Source organism: Euzebya sp. (assembly GCF_964222135.1).
Taxonomy (GTDB): Bacteria; Actinomycetota; Nitriliruptoria; order Euzebyales; family Euzebyaceae; genus Euzebya.
This window is the reverse complement of record NZ_CAXQBR010000075.1, coordinates 94,961-112,594: the sequence shown is the minus strand read 5'-3', so window position 1 is coordinate 112,594 and position 17,634 is coordinate 94,961. Positions and strand designations below refer to the sequence as shown.

General features: G+C 73.6%; 17 protein-coding genes. 14 read left to right on the top strand and 3 right to left on the bottom strand.

Going from position 1 to position 17,634, the window contains the following annotated elements:
* The 5 genes from ACEQ2X_RS16990 to ACEQ2X_RS16970 all read left to right on the top strand — a co-directional run.
* Nucleotides 1–1,053: ABC transporter substrate-binding protein (locus tag ACEQ2X_RS16990; protein ID WP_370327019.1), on the top strand; the 1,053-nt coding region annotated here is incomplete at its 5' end.
* Between the two features lie 25 nt (nt 1,054–1,078).
* A complete protein-coding gene (locus ACEQ2X_RS16985) occupies nt 1,079–1,837 on the top strand; it encodes an ABC transporter ATP-binding protein (RefSeq protein WP_370327018.1) in 759 nt (252 codons plus the stop codon).
* Nucleotides 1,830–2,528 (top strand): ABC transporter ATP-binding protein, encoded by a 699-nt coding sequence (locus ACEQ2X_RS16980; protein WP_370327017.1) that lies wholly within the window; start codon nt 1,830–1,832, stop codon nt 2,526–2,528. Before ACEQ2X_RS16985 ends, ACEQ2X_RS16980 begins: the two co-directional genes overlap by 8 nt.
* The gene (locus ACEQ2X_RS16975; RefSeq protein ID WP_370327016.1) at nt 2,528–3,385 is read left to right on the top strand and encodes a branched-chain amino acid ABC transporter permease; all 858 of its coding nucleotides are present in this window, start codon (nt 2,528–2,530) and stop codon (nt 3,383–3,385) included. Before ACEQ2X_RS16980 ends, ACEQ2X_RS16975 begins: the two co-directional genes overlap by 1 nt.
* Nucleotides 3,382–4,419 carry a branched-chain amino acid ABC transporter permease gene (locus tag ACEQ2X_RS16970; RefSeq protein WP_370327015.1) on the top strand — a complete coding sequence of 346 codons (1,038 nt, stop codon included), beginning with the start codon at nt 3,382–3,384 and terminating at the stop codon, nt 4,417–4,419. Before ACEQ2X_RS16975 ends, ACEQ2X_RS16970 begins: the two co-directional genes overlap by 4 nt.
* Before the next feature lie 15 nt (nt 4,420–4,434).
* Here ACEQ2X_RS16970 and ACEQ2X_RS16965 read toward each other — a convergent pair whose 3' ends face one another.
* The 3 genes from ACEQ2X_RS16965 to ACEQ2X_RS16955 all read right to left on the bottom strand — a co-directional run bounded on the left by ACEQ2X_RS16965 (nt 4,435) and on the right by ACEQ2X_RS16955 (nt 8,473).
* Complete coding sequence (locus tag ACEQ2X_RS16965) at nt 4,435–4,596, bottom strand: hypothetical protein (RefSeq protein ID WP_370327014.1); 162 nt, start codon at nt 4,594–4,596, stop codon at nt 4,435–4,437.
* A 158-nt stretch (nt 4,597–4,754) separates the two neighbouring features.
* Nucleotides 4,755–7,277 (bottom strand): cell wall-binding repeat-containing protein, encoded by a 2,523-nt coding sequence (locus ACEQ2X_RS16960; RefSeq protein ID WP_370327013.1) that lies wholly within the window; start codon nt 7,275–7,277, stop codon nt 4,755–4,757.
* Nucleotides 7,278–7,483: 206 nt separating this feature from the next.
* Nucleotides 7,484–8,473, bottom strand: a complete 990-nt coding sequence (locus ACEQ2X_RS16955; RefSeq protein WP_370327012.1) for a CHAD domain-containing protein — start codon at nt 8,471–8,473, stop codon at nt 7,484–7,486.
* A 120-nt stretch (nt 8,474–8,593) separates the two neighbouring features.
* On the opposite strand from ACEQ2X_RS16955, the gene ACEQ2X_RS16950 reads away from it, so the two are divergent.
* The 9 genes from ACEQ2X_RS16950 to folE all read left to right on the top strand — a co-directional run bounded on the left by ACEQ2X_RS16950 (nt 8,594) and on the right by folE (nt 17,628).
* On the top strand, nt 8,594–9,505 hold the full coding sequence (locus tag ACEQ2X_RS16950; RefSeq protein ID WP_370327024.1) for an ABC transporter ATP-binding protein: 912 nt from the start codon (nt 8,594–8,596) through the stop codon (nt 9,503–9,505).
* A 3-nt stretch (nt 9,506–9,508) separates the two neighbouring features.
* Nucleotides 9,509–10,282, top strand: coding sequence for an ABC transporter permease (locus ACEQ2X_RS16945; protein WP_370327011.1), 774 nt, complete (start codon nt 9,509–9,511; stop codon nt 10,280–10,282).
* Nucleotides 10,279–11,127, top strand: coding sequence for an ABC transporter permease (locus ACEQ2X_RS16940; protein ID WP_370327010.1), 849 nt, complete (start codon nt 10,279–10,281; stop codon nt 11,125–11,127). The genes ACEQ2X_RS16945 and ACEQ2X_RS16940 overlap by 4 nt, the downstream gene beginning before the upstream one ends.
* Nucleotides 11,128–11,423: 296 nt before the next feature.
* The gene (locus tag ACEQ2X_RS16935; protein ID WP_370327026.1) at nt 11,424–11,726 is read left to right on the top strand and encodes a hypothetical protein; all 303 of its coding nucleotides are present in this window, start codon (nt 11,424–11,426) and stop codon (nt 11,724–11,726) included.
* A complete protein-coding gene (locus ACEQ2X_RS16930) occupies nt 11,609–12,820 on the top strand; it encodes a zinc-dependent metalloprotease (protein WP_370327023.1) in 1,212 nt (403 codons plus the stop codon). The genes ACEQ2X_RS16935 and ACEQ2X_RS16930 overlap by 118 nt, the downstream gene beginning before the upstream one ends.
* Before the next feature lie 20 nt (nt 12,821–12,840).
* The gene (tilS, locus tag ACEQ2X_RS16925) at nt 12,841–14,232 is read left to right on the top strand and encodes a tRNA lysidine(34) synthetase TilS (protein ID WP_370327009.1); all 1,392 of its coding nucleotides are present in this window, start codon (nt 12,841–12,843) and stop codon (nt 14,230–14,232) included.
* 32 nt (nt 14,233–14,264) lie between these two features.
* On the top strand, nt 14,265–14,822 hold the full coding sequence (gene hpt, locus ACEQ2X_RS16920; protein ID WP_370327008.1) for a hypoxanthine phosphoribosyltransferase: 558 nt from the start codon (nt 14,265–14,267) through the stop codon (nt 14,820–14,822).
* Between the two features lie 123 nt (nt 14,823–14,945).
* Nucleotides 14,946–16,925, top strand: a complete 1,980-nt coding sequence (gene ftsH / locus ACEQ2X_RS16915; protein WP_370327007.1) for an ATP-dependent zinc metalloprotease FtsH — start codon at nt 14,946–14,948, stop codon at nt 16,923–16,925.
* Between the two features lie 91 nt (nt 16,926–17,016).
* The gene (gene folE / locus ACEQ2X_RS16910) at nt 17,017–17,628 is read left to right on the top strand and encodes a GTP cyclohydrolase I FolE (protein ID WP_370327022.1); all 612 of its coding nucleotides are present in this window, start codon (nt 17,017–17,019) and stop codon (nt 17,626–17,628) included.
* The last annotated feature ends 6 nt before the right edge of the window (nt 17,629–17,634 follow it).

Here is a 17,634-nt window from a genome sequence, read left to right as displayed (position 1 = left end):
ATCCAGCTGCAGGCGGGGATGCAGATGGCGGCGGAGGAGATCAACGCCGACGGCGGCGTCGATGGGCGGATGATCGAGCTGGTCGAGGCCGATGACCAGAACAACCCCGAGGAGGGGGTGACGGCGTTCGAGCGGATGGTGGAGCAGGACGGCGTGGTCGGTGTCGGCGGGGTGATCTCCTCCGACGTGGGGCTGGCGACGTCGCGGACCGCTGAGGAGCTCGAGGTGCCGCTGTTCATGGTCAAGGGCGGGGCGACGGACATCCTGACCGCGGACAGCCGCTACACGTTCCGGACCTGCCTGCCGTCCGCGCCGATGACCGCCGGACCGCTGGTGCAGTACCTGCAGGAGAACGACCTGTCCCGCGTTGGCGCGATCATCGCGGACTACGCCTGGGGCCAGGCGGTGCGCGAGGCGCTGGAGACCGCCCTCGACGAGGCGGGGGTCGAGTACCAGATCGAGGTCGCGCCGGTCGGTGAGACCGACTTCACGACCTACCTGCGCGCGCTGGACGAGTTCGGTCCTGACGTGATCGCCGCGACCGGCCACCCGCCGGGAGCAGGCCCCATCACGATCCAGGCGGCCGACCTGGGCTTCGAGGTCCCCGTGACGGGGCCGTACGCGCCCTTCTCGACGGTCTTCGAGGGCGTCGGCGACGCCGCGTTCGACACCTACGCGGACTACGGCTGCGCGGACTACTCCTCTGAGGACTACCAGGAGCTGGCGGCGCGGTTCGCTGAGTTCAGCGACTTCGGGTTCATGGAGGACGACGCGGTCGCCGGCTACGGGATCGTGACGATGCTGGCCGAGGCGGTCGGCGAGGTCGGGGACGACCCGGTCGCGGTGGCGGAGTACCTGCACGCGGGCTCCTTCGACCTGCCGGGCTACTCCCACACGATGTCCTGGACGGAGTGGGGTGAGCTGGCGGAGTCCCAGCCGGCGTTCGCGATCATCCGCGAGATGGAGCCGCCGGAGGGCATCAACGAGGGTGCTGGCTGGTACCCCGAGGTGCTGTTGGTCCCCGAGCCCCTCGAGCCCTACCAGCCGGAGTAGGCTCCCGCCGGAGGGACCCCACACCATGCCGATCCTCGAGCTGCGCGACGTCCGCAAGCACTTCGGTGGCCTGCCGGCCGTCGACGGCGTCACGCTCGACGTCGACCGCGGGCTGATCTACGCGATCATCGGCCCGAACGGCGCGGGCAAGTCGACCCTGCTGAAGACGATCAGCGGGATGCACGACGCCACCAGCGGGCAGGTCACCGTCGACGGGGTGGACATCACGGCGATGTCCGCCCACGCGATCCGCCAGCAGGGGATCGGCAAGGTGCTCCAGACCCCCCGGCCCCTCGCGTCGCTGTCGGTGCGGGAGAACGCCGCGCTCGGCGCGATGTTCGGCACCCCCGGTGGGCGCAGGGGCGAGCGGGAGGCGCTGGTCGCCGCCGACGAAGCGCTCGAGCTGGTCGGCCTGTCCGACCGGGCCCACTGGCCGGTGGGCCAGCTCAACCTCCACCAGCAGCGGATCCTCGAGCTGGCCCGTGCGCTCGCCGGGCAGCCCAAGCTGCTGCTGCTGGACGAGGTCATGGCCGGCCTGAACCCCGGCGAGCTGGAGGACTCGATGGCCATCGTCAGACGGGTCCGGGACTCCGCCGACGTCACCGTCGTCTGGGTGGAGCACGTCATGCGCGCGGTGACGGCCCTGGCGGACCACGTCGCGGTGCTGAACTTCGGCCAGCTGCTGGTCCACGGGACGCCGGACGTGGTCATGCGCGACGACCGCGTCGTCGAGGCGTACCTCGGCCAGGGCGCCGCCGTGGGCGGGGGTGGCGCCGGTGCTTGAGGTCACCGAAGTCTCCGCGGGGTACGCGGGCAACGACGTCGTCCACGACGTCGCGTTCACCGTCGCCGCCAGCGAGGCGGTGGCCATCATCGGCTCGAACGGGGCGGGCAAGACCACCCTGTTGCGCGCGGTGGCCGGGCTGCACGCCTCGAGCGGTGGGACCGTGGTCCTCGACGGCGTCGACATCTCGGGGTGGTCCGCGCACCGGATCTCCCGTGCGGGGCTCGCCTACGTCCCGGCGGAGCGCCACCTGTTCGGGCAGATGTCGGTGGCGGAGAACCTGGCGCTCGGCGCCTACCCGTCCAAGCCCGACAGCGCCCAGCTCGACGTGGTCTTCGACCTGTTCCCGCGCCTGCGGGACCGGAGGGGACAGCACGCCGGCACGATGTCGGGTGGGGAGCAGCAGATGCTGGCCGTCGGGAGGGCGCTCATGGCCAAGCCGAAGGTGCTGATCCTCGACGAGCCGACCACAGGGCTGGCGCCCAAGCTGGCCGCCGACGCCTACACGGCGCTCGGCGTGCTGAAGGGAGAGGGCATGACCATCCTCGTCGCCGAGCAGCAGGTCCCCCTCGCGCTCGGCCTGGCCGACCGCGGCTACGTCCTCGAGGACGGTCGCATCGAGCTGACCGCCTCGTCCGCTGAGCTGGCCAACAACCCCGACGTCCGCCGCGCCTACCTGGGGATCGCCTGATGCTCGCCACCATCCTGGACGGCATCGTCGACGGCCTGCAGCTCGGCCTGCTCGGCATCGGCCTGTCCCTGCTGTACGGGCTGGGAGGGGTGCTCAACCTCGCCCACGGCGCGATCGGCGTCGGCGCCGCGATGATCATCTCGAACGCCATGGGCGCGGGCTGGCCGGTCGGCGTGGCGGCGGCGGTCGGCATCGCCGCCGCGGGGCTGTTCGGGGTGCTGATGGACCGGTCCATCATGCGGTGGGTCTACGCCGCGGAGGGCGAGCACCGCGTCCTGCTCAGCCTGCTCCTGACGCTCGGCACCGCCTTCGCGATCGACGGGCTGATCGGCTGGCGCTACCCCAACAAGGCCCTGAGCGTGCGGATCGGCGGCGGGTCGATCGACCTGCTCGGCGTGCCGATGCGGGCGGGCAGCATCTACGCGGCGGGCATCGCCGTCGTCTGCCTGGCCGTGATCATCTACGTGCTGCGGCGCACCAGCGTCGGGCGGGCGGTGCGCTCGATCATCCAGGACGAGGAGGGGGCGAAGCTGGTCGGGGTCAACCCCGCGGCGATGCGCACCGCCATCTTCGCCGTCGGGACCGCCCTGGCCGGACTGGTCGCCGTGACCACGTCGATGACCTCGCCCGTCACCGTCAACTCGGGCTTCGACTTCACCATCGAGGCGCTGATCGTCACCGTGGTCGGCGGGCTCGGCAGCGCGTCGGGCGCGCTGCTGGCGGGCATCCTGCTGGGCATCGTGAACGCCCTGTCCAGCTTCTACATCGGCGCCTACATCACCTCGATCATCCTGCTCGCCGCAGCCGGCCTGACCATCCTCCTCAAGCCGTCCGGGCTGATGGGGCGGGCCGCGTGAGCGCCTCGACCGCCCCCTCGTCCGAGGCCAGCACCGGCGCCGCCGCCGTGACCGGGGCCTCCGAGCACATGACCGCGACCAGCCGGCCGGTGTGGACCGCGTACCTGCCCATCGCGATCGCCGTGGCGCTGCTCGCGCTCGTCCCCCTCGTCCTGGGGGGGTCGCGGACCTACATGGGCCTCGCGATAGGCGCGCTCGTGTTCGCCGGCTACGCCACGTCGTTCAACGTCATCTTCGGCGCCACCGGGCAGCTGTTCCTCTGCCTGGGCGCGCTCGCGGGGGTCGCCGGCTACACCTCGGCGATCCTGACCGACCGCGCCGGGATGCCGCTCGTGATCGGGCTGCTGGCAGGGACCGCCCTGGCCTGCCTCCTCGGCGGCCTGTTCTCCTGGATCAGCGTGCGCCGGTCCCTCGACACGATCTTCACCGGCATCGTGACCCTCACCTTCGCCCTCGGCTTCGAGAACCTGCTGCTCGGCCAGCGCGAGTGGACCGGCGGCGAGACCGGCCTGGTCATCGACACCGGCTCCGAGGGGTTCCTCGCCGGCGACACCGGTGGCTACTACACCTTCCTGGCCGTGCTCGCGCTGTTCCTGATCCTCTTCCGCCTGCTGCAGCGCTCCCACTACGGCTGGGCGTTCCGGGCGCTGAAGGACGACGAGATGACCGCCGAGCTCGCCGGCGTGGACGTCGCCCGCTACCGCATCGCCGCCGGCGCGATCGGCTCGGCGATGATCGGCGTCATCGGCGCCCTCTACGCCCACCACGAGGGCTTCGTCTCACCGACCAGCTACGCCTTCCACCACGTCGACGTCCGCACCCTGGTGATGCTCGCGTTCGGCGGGATCAACACCCTGCTCGGACCCGTCATCGGCGCGGTCAGCTTCGGGTTCATCGACGAGTGGCTCCGCGACCTCGGCCAGCTGCGGGTCGCGATCTACGGCGCGGTCCTGGTCAGCCTCTTCCTCGGGTTCTCCGACGGCGTCGGCCCCGCGGTGGCGAAGGCCGTCAAGCGCGTGACCGGCCGGCGCTGATCGCCAGCGCCCGGGTCACAGCGCGAACAGCACCGACCAGACCGCCACGAGGATGACCGGCGCGGCCGTGGCCAGCAGGGCGAGGGCCTGGGCGATCGCGCCGCGGCGGGCGCGTGCGCGGACGTCGGTCAGGGCGGTCTGGGCGATGACGGTGTCGGTGGCGGGCTGCACGCGCATGGTCTTCCCCGGCGGTCGGGGGTGAAACCCTCCGCGAACGGCCGATCGCACAGCGTGGTCCCGTGGGTCGATGGCGGGGCGTGCGCTGGCGTGGTCGGTCCTGTTCGGCGCCCGTGGGTCGATGGCGGGCTGCCGATCGTCCCGCACGGGCGGGCGCCTCAGGTGGCGGGGTACGTGGCGAGGGCCTCCTCGACCGCCGCGGACACCGCGCCGGGGCCGCCGGCGATGGTGATGAGGAGCGGGCCGAGACGCCTGAGCTGCGCGTCGGTCGCCGGCGGGATCCGGTCCCGTTCGACCAGGAGGACCGGGGCGCCCCGCATCACCGCGGCCGGCCCGGCTGCCAGCGCGTCGGCGAAGTCCGCCCCCGTCGCCACCACGACCTCGTCGGCGGACGCGAACCGCGCCGCGCAGATCGCCGCGGCAGTCGCGATCCGGTCCGCGCCGGCGATGCGTTCGACGACTGCCGCGTGGCTCCCGAGCGCGTCGACCACCTCGTCGGCGATCGCCCCCGCCCCGCCGACGACGAGGATCCGCTCGGGTGACAGCCGATCGAGCTCAGCCGCCACGACGTCGGGCACCCCGTCGGGGCGCACCAGCAGCAGCGGTCCGCCGACCCGCGCGATCGCTGGCCCGCTCGCGAGCGCGTCGGCGAAGTCCGTCCCGGTCGCCACCACGACCTCGTCGGCGGACGCGAACCACGCCGCCACGATCGCCGCGGACGTCGCATACCGATCGGCCCCCGCGATCCGGACGACGTCCTCGGCGTGCGCACCGAGGGCCTCGACGACGGGGTCGGCGACGACCTCCGTCCCGCCGAGCACCACGATGCGGTCCGGCGTCAGCCGGTCCAACTCCGCGGCGACGACTGCGGGCACCGCGTCGGCCTCGACCAGCAGGAGCGGCCCCCCCGACGGTGCCACCGCGGGCACCGCGGCCAGCGCGTCGGGGAACGCGCCGGCCTGCGCCACGAAGACCACCGGGACGCCCACCGGGAACGTCGACCGGGACAGCTCGACGGCCGTCTCGATCCGGGTGGCCCCGCCGCGGCGGCGGACAGTCGCCGTCACCGACGGCTGGCCGGTGGGCGGCGCCGTCGGGTCCGGAGTGGTCGTCGGCGCCGGGGTTGGCGAGGGCGCGCCGACAGGCCCGCCTCCAGCGCCCGCGTCACCCCGCATCAACGGGGCGCGGTCGTCCGCCGGCGGTGCGAGCGCGGGATCCAGCCACACGGGGCTGGCGTACGCCCACGCGGCGCCCAGCTCCGCCCACACCCCCTCGGCCCGGACGTCCCGCTCGAAGGGCAGGTCGTCCGTCGGCTCGTGCGCCGGGTCGCTGAGCCGCACGACCAGCCAGGGCGAGGCGGCCGGGTCGACGTCCGGCACGAGGACGTCGATGACCGGCCCGTCGGCCCGGACGGTGGAGGTGTGGAGGATCGCCGGCATCGCCCCGCCGTCCCGCGGGCGGCTGAGCACCTGCAGCACCAGCTCGCGCCCGGCGTACCGGCCCCCGGTGTCGAGGTCCACCTGGACGCGGACCGGACCGCCGGGGTGGCCGAGCACCCCGCCCATCCGCACGGCGTTGCACGCGACGTCGAGGCGGAGGCCCCGCACCCGAGTCGCGTAGAACCTGCGGTTGAGCAGCGCCTCCTTCATGCCGACGATCGACAGCTCGCCGACCCAGAACCCTCCCCTGCCCTTGCCGGCCGGACGGCCCCAGTCGGTGCCGTGCTCGTCGGTGACGCCCAGGATCCCCGGTCGCCACCCCGCCGCGAGGCACTGCACCAGCGGGCTCACCTCACCGCGGTCGGTCCCCTCGAAGAGGTAGTCCTCCCGCCGGTTGAGCAGCTCGAGGGACACGATCCGGTCGGCCAGCGCGGGGGAGTAGGCGAACTCCCCGAAGCGGCCCACCTCACGGCCGGGGTGGTTGAAGCCGGCGAACCCCGAGCCGCCTCCACCGAACACCTCGTCGTCGGGCCGGGACAGCCAGCGGTGGAGCAGCGCCATCGCGACCGGCCCCTCGGCGAGCTGGAGGCCGTCGAGCAGGCCGTCGACCAGTGGCAGCACGAGCGCGGTGGCGGCGTCGCCGACGCCGGGGATCTCCCGGATGCCGTCCCCCACCGGGTCGATGAGGGTCTCCGCGCTGGCACCGGCCCCCAGCCCCGCGGTCGACAGCACGTCGATCCAGGTCGACGTGAACCAGACGTTCACGTGCCCGAGAGTGGGGCTCGACCACTCGAACCCGCGGACGGCGAGGAAGTCCCCGGTGGTGCGCTCGGCTGCCAGCTGCCCGGTCAGCGCCCACGACTCCTCGGTGATCCCGGCCAGCGACCCGCACCCGTCGCCGACCTCGGGGATCGCGCTGATGCCCGCGCACACGTCGCGGCGGAGCGGGTCGTCGGGCGAGTTCAGCACGGCGTGGTCGGTCAGCGCCGCCACGTCCAGGCCGGCGTCGCGCATCGAGTCGAACGCGAGCGCCGGGTCGCCGTCGCCGTCGGACAGCCGCGTGTGGTTGTGCAGGTCGGCGTGGACCAGTCGCTGGCCGGGGAAGAGGCGCGAGGCGCGCGACGTCCCGTACGCGTCGTCGGGGGCGAGGGGGCCGCCGAGCGCGCCGAGTGGGCGCAAGAGGAGGGTGGCGCCGGCGGCGGCGGTCGCGCGGTGCAGCAGGCGGCGGCGGTCCAGGCGCATGGGGGGATCCTCCGGGTGGGGGGGTCGAGGCGGAGTTCGACGTGGCCGTCCCCGGATCCTGCCCCGGCGCGGCGAACGGCAGGTTGCCGCGCGGTTGACGCGGCCCGTCCAGCGCTCAGGATCGCGCCGACCATCGCCGTCAGCCGACGCAGGCCCCGATCGCGCCCACCCTCGCCGGCCCGCGGGCGCGAGCCGGCTCAGCCGGCTCAGCCGGCATCGGTCCCGTCGCCCCCCACCACCGGCGACTCGAGGTAGGCCACCACCCGAGCGGCGTAGGCGACCGGCTCCTCGGCGTACACCCGGGGCGCGACGTCGGCGGCATCGCGCCGCAGCGCGTGGCGCTGGACGGCGGCGGCCCCGACGATCTGCTCGGTAGCACCGGGGTCGACCAGCTCCCCCGTGCGAAGCAGGCCGACCAGCACGCCGAGGTCGTGGTCCTCGCCGAGGTCGTCGCACAGCCCGTCGAGGTCGTCGGCGACCCCCTCCATCACCGCCGGCCACACCGGGGTCAGCAGGCGCACGTGGTACCAGAGGTACTTGGCGCGCTTGCGCCACTGGTGCCACTCGTGGGTCGTGGCGTGCGGGTCCTCGCCGACGGTGTCCGCGAGCGCCTCCCACCACCGCCGACCGCGCCCGTAGACCCGCTCGATGCTCGGCTGGAGCGCCGCGGGCGCCAGGTCGTCGTCGAGCGGCCAGGCCTCGATGCGGCTCGCGGCTGCCTCGAGGGCCTCGAGGGCGACCTGCAGGCGCCCCTCCTCGTCCGCCTGCTGGCGGAGGGTCAGGTAGCGGTCGCAGAGCCGCTCGCGCAGGCGTCGGAGAGGGCCGGCGTCGAGGAGGTCGTGGGACCCCGCGTCGTCGTCCAGCCCGGTGAGGCGGTCGGTCGTCTCGACCAGCGTCCAGCCGTCCCGCACGTCGGACAGGGTGGCGGCCGCGTCCCGGAACTCCGCGTTGACGTCGCGGTAGGCGTCCCCGAGCGCATCGCGGCAGAGCCGGGCCACCGCGCGGATCTTCTTGCACGACTTCCGGGCCTCGTGGACGCCCTCGTCCCAGACGTCCTCGCCGTCGAGGTCCACGTCGCCGACCGGGTGGGCGAGGGCGGCGCGCAGGGCGGCGATCGCGTCGTGGGCCTGCTCGCCCGCCACCCTGCGCAGCGCGGTGGCCAGGTCCTCGTCGTGGGGTCGGAGCTCGTAGGGCATCGCTGGTGGGGATACCCGACGCGGGGCTCGGCGACGCGCCTGACGGGTGCCTGACGTCGCACCCCTCGCTACCCTTCCCCGGCTGTGGACGAGCGCACGGGAGACACCCCACCCGAGGTGATGGTCGCCGCGGTCGGCCTGACCAAGCGGTTCGGCGACGCGGTGGCCGTCGACGGGATCGACGTCCGCATCCACCGCGGCGAGGCGTTCGGCTTCCTGGGGCCGAACGGGGCGGGCAAGACGTCCACGATGCGGATGATCGCGGCGCTGAGCCCGGTCTCAGGCGGGTCGCTGTCGGTCCTCGGCATGGACCCGACGCGGGACGGGTCGGCGGTGCGCGCGCGGCTCGGGATCGTCCCGCAGGAGGACAACCTCGACAACGAGCTGACGGTCCGCCAGAACCTCCTCTTCTACGGCCGGTTCTTCGGCCTGTCGTCGCGCGCGATCGGCGACCGGGCCGAGGAGCTGCTCCGCTTCGTCGAGCTGTGGGAGCGCCGCGACTCGCCGGTCCAGACCCTGTCGGGTGGGATGAAGCGGCGGCTGGTGATCGCCCGGGCGCTGATCAACGAGCCCGACCTGGTCCTGCTCGACGAGCCCACCACCGGACTCGACCCCCAAGCCCGCCAGCTGGTCTGGGATCGGCTGTACCGGCTCAAGTCCCAGGGCGTCAGCCTGGTGCTCACGACCCACTACATGGACGAGGCCGAGCAGCTCTGCGACCGGCTGGTGGTGATGCACGGCGGCCGGATCGTCGCCGAGGGCGCCCCGCAGCAGCTGATCGAGACCTACGTCAACCGCGAGGTGGTCGAGCTGCGCTTCCCGCGAGGTGTGCCAGACGACACCGCCGCGCTGGAGGCGGCTGCCCCGCGAGCCGAGGTGCTCGCCGACCGGGTGCTGCTGTACACCGACGACGCGACCGCGACCAGCGCAGCGGTGGCCGGCAGCGGCGTCGCGGTCGCCCAGACCCTCACCCGCCGCAGCACCCTCGAGGACGTCTTCCTGACCCTCGCCGGCCGCACCCTGACGGAGTAGGGCGTGACCGGGTCCCTCCGCTTCGCCCGCCACCAGGTCGACCTCTGGCGTCGGTCCTGGTACGGCAGCGCCTTCAGCACGTTCGTCGCCCCCGTGCTGTACCTGGCGAGCATCGGGCTCGGCCTCGGCAGCCTGATCGCGGACGGTGGCGCGAGCGAGGCACTCGGCGGGGTGACCTACGCCGCCTTCGCCGGGACCGGGCTGATGGCCGGCGCGGCCATGCAGACCGGCGCGGGGGAGATGGCCTGGCCGGTCCTCGGGTCGATCAAGTACACCCGGACCTGGCTGGCCGCGGTCGCGACGCCCCTGCGCCCGGTGGACCTCCTCGGCGGCAAGGCGCTGCTGCTCCTGGCGAAGCTGACCGTGTCGAGCGGGGTCTTCGCGGTGGTGCTGGCCGCCCTCGGGCTGGTCGACCCGCGGGGCGCGGCCGCCGCGGTCGTCCCCGCGGTCCTGACCGGCATGGCCGTCGGCATGAGCCTGTTCGCGGTCACGGTCACCGCGCAGAAGGACTTCACGCTGAGCTCGGTGTTCCGCTTCGGGGTCGTGCCGATGTTCATCCTCTCCGGCACGTTCCTGCCCGTCAGCGAGCTGCCCGACCTCGCCCGGCCCCTCGCCGTCGCGTCACCGCTGTACCACGGGGTGGAGCTGCTCCGCGCCGCCGCGCTCGACATCGCCCCCGCCTGGCCGTGGCCGGCCCACGTGGCGTTCCTCGCGGCCTGGACCGCGGTCAGCGCCGTGGTCGGCGAGCGGATGCTCCGCCGGAGGCTCCACCCGTGAGCGTCCCCGCGAGCGCGAGCCCCGCCACCGACCCCTACCGCAGCGCGTGGATGTCCCTCGCCCGGCTGGCGCCGTACCGGCTGCTCGGCGCGCCGGCGGCCCGCTTCGTCGTGGAGCGCAACCTGCTGCTGTGGCGCGGGCAGTGGGTGGTCCTGGTCAGCGGGGTCTTCGAGCCGCTGCTGTACCTGCTCGTCCTCGGCGTCGGCGTCGGCGGGCTGGTGGGCGAGCTGACCGACGCCGCCGGCAACCCCGTGGCCTACGACGCGTTCGTCGCCCCCGGCCTGCTCGGCGCCGCGGCGATGAACGCGGCGGTCTTCGAGACCTACAACGTGTACTTCAAGATCAGCGACAAGCTGTACGCGGCGATGGGCGCCACCCCGGCGCGGCCTCGCGACATCGCGACCGGCGAGGTCCTCTGGGCCGTGCTGCGCACCGGGATCTACGCCGTGGGGTTCCTGGCGGTGATGCTGGCCCTCGGCCTGGTCCGCTCCCCCCTCGCCGTCGCGGTCCTGCCCCTCGCGATGCTGGTCGGGTTCGCGTTCGCCACCACCACGCTCGCCGCGACGACCTTCATGCGGACGGTCAACGACTTCGACCTGCTGCAGATCGTCGTCGTCCCGCTGTTCCTCTTCTCCGCGACCTTCTACCCCCTCGAGGTGCTCCCCGGCTGGGCGCAGGTCGTGACGACCCTGAGCCCGCTGTACCACGGGGTCGAGGCGCTGCGTCAGGTCAGCCTGGGCGTCCTCGACTGGACCCTCGCCCTCCACCTGGTCGTGCTGGTCGCCGTCGGCCTGGCCGGCCTGGCGGTCGGCGCACGGCGGTTCGAGGCCCTGCTGCGGGACTGACCCCCGGTCCGCGGTGACGGTGCCAGGGCACGACGAGCAGACCGGCCCGCCGATCCGGTCTGCTCGTCTGACCCCGGTGCCCGCGGGGTGGGGTCTGGCGGTGGAGCCCTCCGCCCCCTGGCAGAGCTCCTCCGACCCGGAGTGTGCCGAACAGCGCCGCCGAGACCAATAGGAAGATGTGACTAGCTTCGGATGGCCCGACCGGCGGGGGAGGGGCTGGGGAGCTTGGGGTCGGCGGTGGGCCAGCGGGTACACTGCCGAGCCGCACCGCACGCAGCAGCAAAGGTCTTCTGACGATGGTCAAGCGCTCATTCGCCACCCTCCTCCTGGTCGGGCTCCTGCTCACCGGTGCGATGGCGTCCGCCGCGGTGGCGACGGAGGCGGAGGTCGAGCACCGCGAGTACGAGGAGATCGTCGAGAACGCGTCGGACGCCGGGCTCGAGTTCATCCCCGAGGAGTACGAGCGTCCCGGGTTCTTCGACTGGATCATCTTCCCGCTGGTCGGCGTCGGGGTGCTGGTGACCGTCGGCATCCTCGGCTACTACCTCGTCGCCCAGCCGCGGTTCCAGCGCGAGTCAGAGACGCGGTCGCGACGCTGAGCGCGACCGCGGCCGCGGGGGACGGCGCCGGCGCCACGCTGGCGGACTGGACCCTGGCCGAGCGCGTCGGCCGCTGGGTCGCCGGCCTCTCGGGCGTCGACGCGGACGTGCGGGACGTCGCGCGGCTGCGCGCCATGGTCGCCGACGCGGTGCGGCTGGCCGACGAGCCGAGCCGCCTGGCCACCGGCCTGGGGGAGGGGCTCGAGCCCGCGTCCGCGCGGGTCGTGGGCCGCGGCGAGTGGATCGCCTCGAACCTCGCGTCCATGCGCCACCTGACCGACCCGCACGCGGCCACCCTGCTGCGCCGATCGACGTTCCCGCCCGCCGCGTCCCGGAAGGCCGTCGGGATCCAGGTGGGCCTGGTCTTCGGCTACCTCTCCACCCGGGTGCTCGGCCAGTACGAGGTCTTCCTGCCCGGCGGCCGGACCCCCGGTCGGCTCACCCTCGTCGGGCCGAACCTCCTGCAGGTCGAGCGCGAGCTGGCCGAGGGGTCCGACATCGACGCCGAGGAGCTCGTCCGCGGCGTCGTCCTGCACGAGCTGGGCCACCGCCTGCAGTTCGAGGCGGTGCCGTGGCTTCGGGGCCACCTGCGCCACATCATCGACGACTACCTGGCACGCACCGAGATCGATCCCGAGCGGATCCGGAGCGGGATCGCGACCCTCCGCCACAAGGTCACCTCCGGCCAGCTGGACCTGCGCGACCTGGCCGAGGCGTTCCTCAGCCCCGAGCAGGCCGAGCGCCTTGAGGAGGCGCAGGCGGTCATGTCGCTGCTCGAGGGGCACGGGAACGTGGTGATGGACTGGGGTGCGGAGCTGATGGACGACGGCGGGATCGATCCCGCACGGGTCCGCACCGCGCTCAACGCCCGTCGCCGGTCGGTCAGCGGCCCGTCGAAGCTGGTCGGCAAGGCGCTCGGGATGGGGATGAAGGCCGCCCAGTACGCGGTCGGGGAGACCTTCATCACCGATGTCGCCGACGCGCACGGCCGTGCGACGTTCAACCGGGTGTGGGAGGACCCCGCCCACATCCCCACGGCTGACGAGCTGACCGACCCCGACGCGTGGGCCGAGCGGGTCGGCCGCGCCGCCTGACGCGAGGGGAGGCGGCGGGCGTGGGCGACCTGGCGGATCTGGTCGCCCGGCTGGCCGAGGGGCTGGACGACCCCTCCGTCGGGCTCGGTCCCGGCGCGACGGTCCTGGTCGCGGTCTCGGGTGGACCGGACTCCGTCGCGCTGCTGCACCTCACCGCGGCCGCCCGACCTGACCTCCGCGTCGTCGTCGGCCACGTGCGCCACGGCCTGCGGGACGACGCGGCGGATGCGGCCGCCGCGCAGGCCAACGCCGGCGCGCTGGGTGCGCCGTTCCTCGAGCGGGCCGTGCAGGTCGGACCGGGGGACGGCCCCGAGGACGCAGCGCGGCGGGCGCGCCGCGCGGCGCTGGCGGCGATGGCTCGCGAGGTGGGGGCGGCCGCGGTCCTGCTGGCCCACACCGCGGACGACCAGGCCGAGACGGTCCTGCTCCGCATCGCCCGCGGCACGGGCATCGCCGGGCTCGCCGGCATGGCCGCGGTGGCGGAGGGCGACGGGATCCGCCTGGTCCGCCCGCTGCTCGGCGAGCGCCGCGCCGCCGTGCGCGCGGCGGCGGCCGGGCACCCGTGGGTGGCGGACCCCACGACCGACGACCCGGAGCAGCGACGGGCCCGGGCGCGGCACGAGGTGCTGGGAGCCCTCTCCCGGCTGCACCCGGCGGAGGCCGACGTCACCCCCCTCCTCGCCCGCCGCGCCGCGCACGCCCGCGCGCACCTCGCCGACGTCCCGCCTCCCGGCGACGCGGGCGGAGGGGCCGGCACCCGCATCCGGCGCTTCGGCATGGCCGTGACCGTCGAGGCCCCTGCGGGCGGACCGGCCGCGGTGGAGCCCGCGCTGCGCCAGGCGTGGGAGGCCCTCCCCACCCCTCCCCGGTGGCCTGGCACGGCTGCCGCGGCGCGGATCGCGGACCTGGCCGTCGGGCGGTCCGTCGACCTACCGGGGGCGGTGCGGGCGACCAGGCTGGCGGACGCCGGGACGGGCCGGGGACCCGCCCCCCCGGCCGACGTGCCGCGCCGGCGCCACGTGCTGGTCGCGGTGGCCGACGACCCCCTGCCCGCGATCCCCCTGCCCCTCGACGGGCGGGTCGCGGTCCCCGGGTTCGGGTGGCTGGACGTCGGGCGCGGGGACGATCTCGCCGGGCCGGACCCCGAGCCCCCGACCCGCCCCGTCTGGCGCCGGTGGGACTGGACCGCCATCCTCGACGCGGGCGACGGCCACCTCGCCGTCCGCGGCCGCCGGCCCGAGGGGGACCGGGCCGCTCGCCGGGTGCTGCAGACCGTGCCCGCGGCCCTGCGCGGGCAGGTGCCGCTGGTCGTGGACGGCGCGGACCGGGTCCTGATGGCGGCCGAGGTCGTCCTCGCCCCGCCACGTCCGGGGGCCCGGTCGGTCCGGTTGACCGCCCGCCCCGATCTGTAGCCCGCACCCGCGGCCGGCTACGCTGCGCGCCCATGACCTCGCATGCCGAGCCTGACCACCCGGACATCGAGAAGATCCTCATCACCCACGAGGAGATCCAGGCGCGTCTGGCGGTGCTCGGCGAGGAGATCAGCCAGCACTACCGGGGTGAGGAGGTCGTCACCGCGGCGGTCCTGAAGGGCGCCTTCATCGTCCTCGCCGACTTCGCGCGGAACCTGTCCATCGACACGGTCTTCGACTTCATGGCGGTGTCGTCCTACGGCGCCTCGACGAAGTCGAGCGGCGTCGTGCGGATCCTGAAGGACCTCGACACCGACATCGAGGGCCGCCACCTGCTGATCGTCGAGGACATCATCGACTCGGGCCTGACGCTCAGCTACCTGCTGAAGAACCTGCGGGCCCGCAAGCCCGCGTCGATCGAGATCATGTCGCTGCTGGTCAAGCCGGACCAGCTCCAGGTCGAGCTCCCCGTCCGCTGGACCGGGTTCGAGGTGCCCAACGAGTTCGTCGTCGGCTACGGGCTCGACTACGCCGAGAAGTACCGCACCCTCCCCTACATCGGGACGCTGAAGCCCGAGGTCTACGCCTAAAGGAGCCGTAAAGCCCCAGGCCGCACGCCGGTCGGTCCCAGGAGGCCGCTGGTAGCATGCGGCTGCAGGCGCAGCCTGCACCACGAGGGGCTGCAACGCGTATCGACTGAGGATCCACCTCGAATGAATGTGCAGCGCTTCCTGCGGGGGCCGGTCATCTGGATCACCCTGCTGCTCGTGCTGGCCGTGCTCATGGTCTCGAGCCTGGGGTCCGGCGGCGAGGTCACGGAGCTGACCTACGGGGAGTTCACCGAGCGGCTGGAGGCCGACGAGGTCGACTCGGTCACGATCCTCTCCCGCGCCAACCAGCTCGAGGGTGAGCTGGCCGACGGCAGCGCGTACACGGCCACCTACGACCCGGTGATCAACGACGAGCAGCTCGACCGGCTGCTCGACGAGGCGGGCATCCAACCCGAGGACCTGGACGTCAACGCCCAGGACCAGAACGTCTTCATCACGCTGCTGATCAACCTGGTCCCGTTCGCGCTGATCCTCCTGCTGTTCTTCTTCTTCATGTCGCAGATGCAGGGCGGCGGCCGCGGCGTGATGAGCTTCGGGCGGGCGAAGCCGAAGCAGGTCTCGAAGGACCAGCCCAAGGTGACCTTCGAGGACGTCGCCGGCGCGGACGAGGCGGTCGAGGAGCTCCGCGAGATCAGGGACTTCCTGTCCAACCCGACGAAGTTCCAGGCCATCGGGGCGAAGATCCCGAAGGGCGTGCTGCTCTTCGGCCCCCCGGGCACCGGCAAGACCCTCCTGGCGCGCGCCGTCGCCGGCGAGGCGGGGGTCCCCTTCTTCTCCATCTCCGGATCCGACTTCGTCGAGATGTTCGTCGGCGTCGGCGCCAGCCGCGTCCGGGACCTCTTCGAGCAGGCCAAGAGCTCGGCCCCCGCGATCATCTTCGTCGACGAGATCGACGCCGTCGGCCGCCACCGCGGCGCCGGCATGGGCGGCGGCCACGACGAGCGCGAGCAGACCCTCAACCAGCTCCTGGTCGAGATGGACGGCTTCGACGTCCGCACCGGCGTGATCCTGATCGCCGCCACCAACCGCCCCGACATCCTCGACCCGGCCCTGCTCCGCCCCGGCCGCTTCGACCGCCAGATCGTCGTCGACCGCCCCGACATCGAGGGCCGCAAGGCGATCCTGAAGGTCCACGCCCGCGGCAAGCCCCTCGCCCCGGACGCCGACATCGAGGTGCTGGCCCGTCGCACCCCCGGCTTCACCGGTGCCGACCTGGCCAACCTGATCAACGAGGCCGCGCTGCTGGCAGCCCGTCGCGGCATGGCCGAGGTGACGATGGCCTCCCTCGAGGACGCGATCGACCGGGTCATCGCCGGGCCGGAGCGCCGCACCCGGATGATGGACGACGAGGAGAAGCGCCTCATCGCCTACCACGAGGGCGGCCACACGATCGTCGGCCACGCGCTGCCGCACGCCGACCCGATCCACAAGGTGTCGATCATCGCCCGCGGGCAGGCGCTCGGCTGGACCCTGTCCCTCCCCACCCGCGACAAGTACCTGGTCAGCCGCGGCGAGCTGATCGACCGCCTCGCGATGATGCTCGGCGGCCGGGTCGCCGAGGAGCTGACCATCGGTGACTACACCACCGGTGCCAGCGACGACATCGCCAAGGCGACCGCCACCGCGCGGGAGATGGTCACCCAGTACGGCATGAGCGAGAAGCTCGGCCCGATCGCCTACGGCGAGAAGGACGCCCAGCCGTTCATCGGCAAGGACGGCGGCCACAGCCCGAACTACTCCGGCGGGATCGCGGGGACGATCGACACCGAGATCCGCGCCCTCATCGACGAGGCGCACGACGAGGCGCTCGAGATCCTGGTCGACAACCGCGCCGTGCTCGAGGAGCTGGCGGAGGCGCTGATCGAGCACGAGACCGTGGAGAAGGAGGCCCTCGAGGCCATCCTCGGCAAGGTCACGTCGCGCCCCTCGCGCAAGATCCGCCCGCTGATGCACGGGGAGCCGTCCGGCTGGAGCTCGTCGGCGGTCCTCGGCGCGCTGCGACGGTCCACGGGGGCTCCCGGCGAGGTCGAGTCGCCCAGCACGATCCACGCCACCCGCTCCGAGGACCCGCCCCGTGGCTGACGCCGCCGGTGACGCCCACGAGGCGGGTGACGCCCACGAGATCGTCGGCGCCCGCGACCACCTCGACGAGTCCAACGACCGCGTCCGCGTCCTGACCAACGCCGAGCCGCGCGCGAGCTTCGACCACGAGAAGATCCGCGCCGGCGTGCGGATGCTGTTCGAGGGCATCGGTATGGACCCCGCCGACCCGCGGATCGTCGACACCCCGGACCGGGTGGCCCGGATGTACGACGAGATCTTCGCCGGCCTGCTGGTCGACCCGGCGGACGTGGTGGACACCGTGTTCGACGAGGGCCACGACGAGATCGTGATCGTCCGCGACATCCCCTTCGCGTCGGTCTGCGAGCACCACCTCGTGCCCTTCGTCGGGCGGGCCCACGTCGGCTACCTGCCGGCCGTCGGCGGCCAGGTGACGGGTCTCAGCAAGCTGGCCCGGCTGGTCGACGTCGTGGCGAAGCGCCCGAACCTGCAGGAGCGCATCACCGCCGACGTGGCCGACACCCTCGAACGGGTCCTCGAGCCCCGCGGCGTGATCGTCCAGATCGAGGCCGAGCACTTCTGCATGACCATGCGCGGCGTGCGCAAGCCGGGGGCGGTCACCGTCACCTCGGCGGTCCGGGGCATCATGCGGGAGGACGCCCGCACCCGCGCCGAGGCGATGGCGCTGATCGGCGGGTCGCGCGGCGCCGCCTACGGCTCGTAGCCACGT

Excerpts from the sequence above, each read along its gene's own strand:
- ACEQ2X_RS16955 (WP_370327012.1), bottom strand. The coding sequence starts at position 8,473 with ATGCCCTACGAGCTCCGACCCCACGACGAGGACCTGGCCACCGCGCTG.
- hpt (WP_370327008.1), top strand. The coding sequence starts at position 14,265 with ATGACCTCGCATGCCGAGCCTGACCACCCGGACATCGAGAAGATCCTC.
- ACEQ2X_RS16965 (WP_370327014.1), bottom strand. The coding sequence starts at position 4,596 with ATGCGCGTGCAGCCCGCCACCGACACCGTCATCGCCCAGACCGCCCTG.
- ftsH (WP_370327007.1), top strand. The coding sequence starts at position 14,946 with ATGAATGTGCAGCGCTTCCTGCGGGGGCCGGTCATCTGGATCACCCTG.
- ACEQ2X_RS16975 (WP_370327016.1), top strand. The coding sequence starts at position 2,528 with ATGCTCGCCACCATCCTGGACGGCATCGTCGACGGCCTGCAGCTCGGC.
- ACEQ2X_RS16950 (WP_370327024.1), top strand. The coding sequence starts at position 8,594 with ATGGTCGCCGCGGTCGGCCTGACCAAGCGGTTCGGCGACGCGGTGGCC.
- ACEQ2X_RS16935 (WP_370327026.1), top strand. The coding sequence starts at position 11,424 with ATGGTCAAGCGCTCATTCGCCACCCTCCTCCTGGTCGGGCTCCTGCTC.
- ACEQ2X_RS16985 (WP_370327018.1), top strand. The coding sequence starts at position 1,079 with ATGCCGATCCTCGAGCTGCGCGACGTCCGCAAGCACTTCGGTGGCCTG.
- ACEQ2X_RS16960 (WP_370327013.1), bottom strand. The coding sequence starts at position 7,277 with ATGCGCCTGGACCGCCGCCGCCTGCTGCACCGCGCGACCGCCGCCGCC.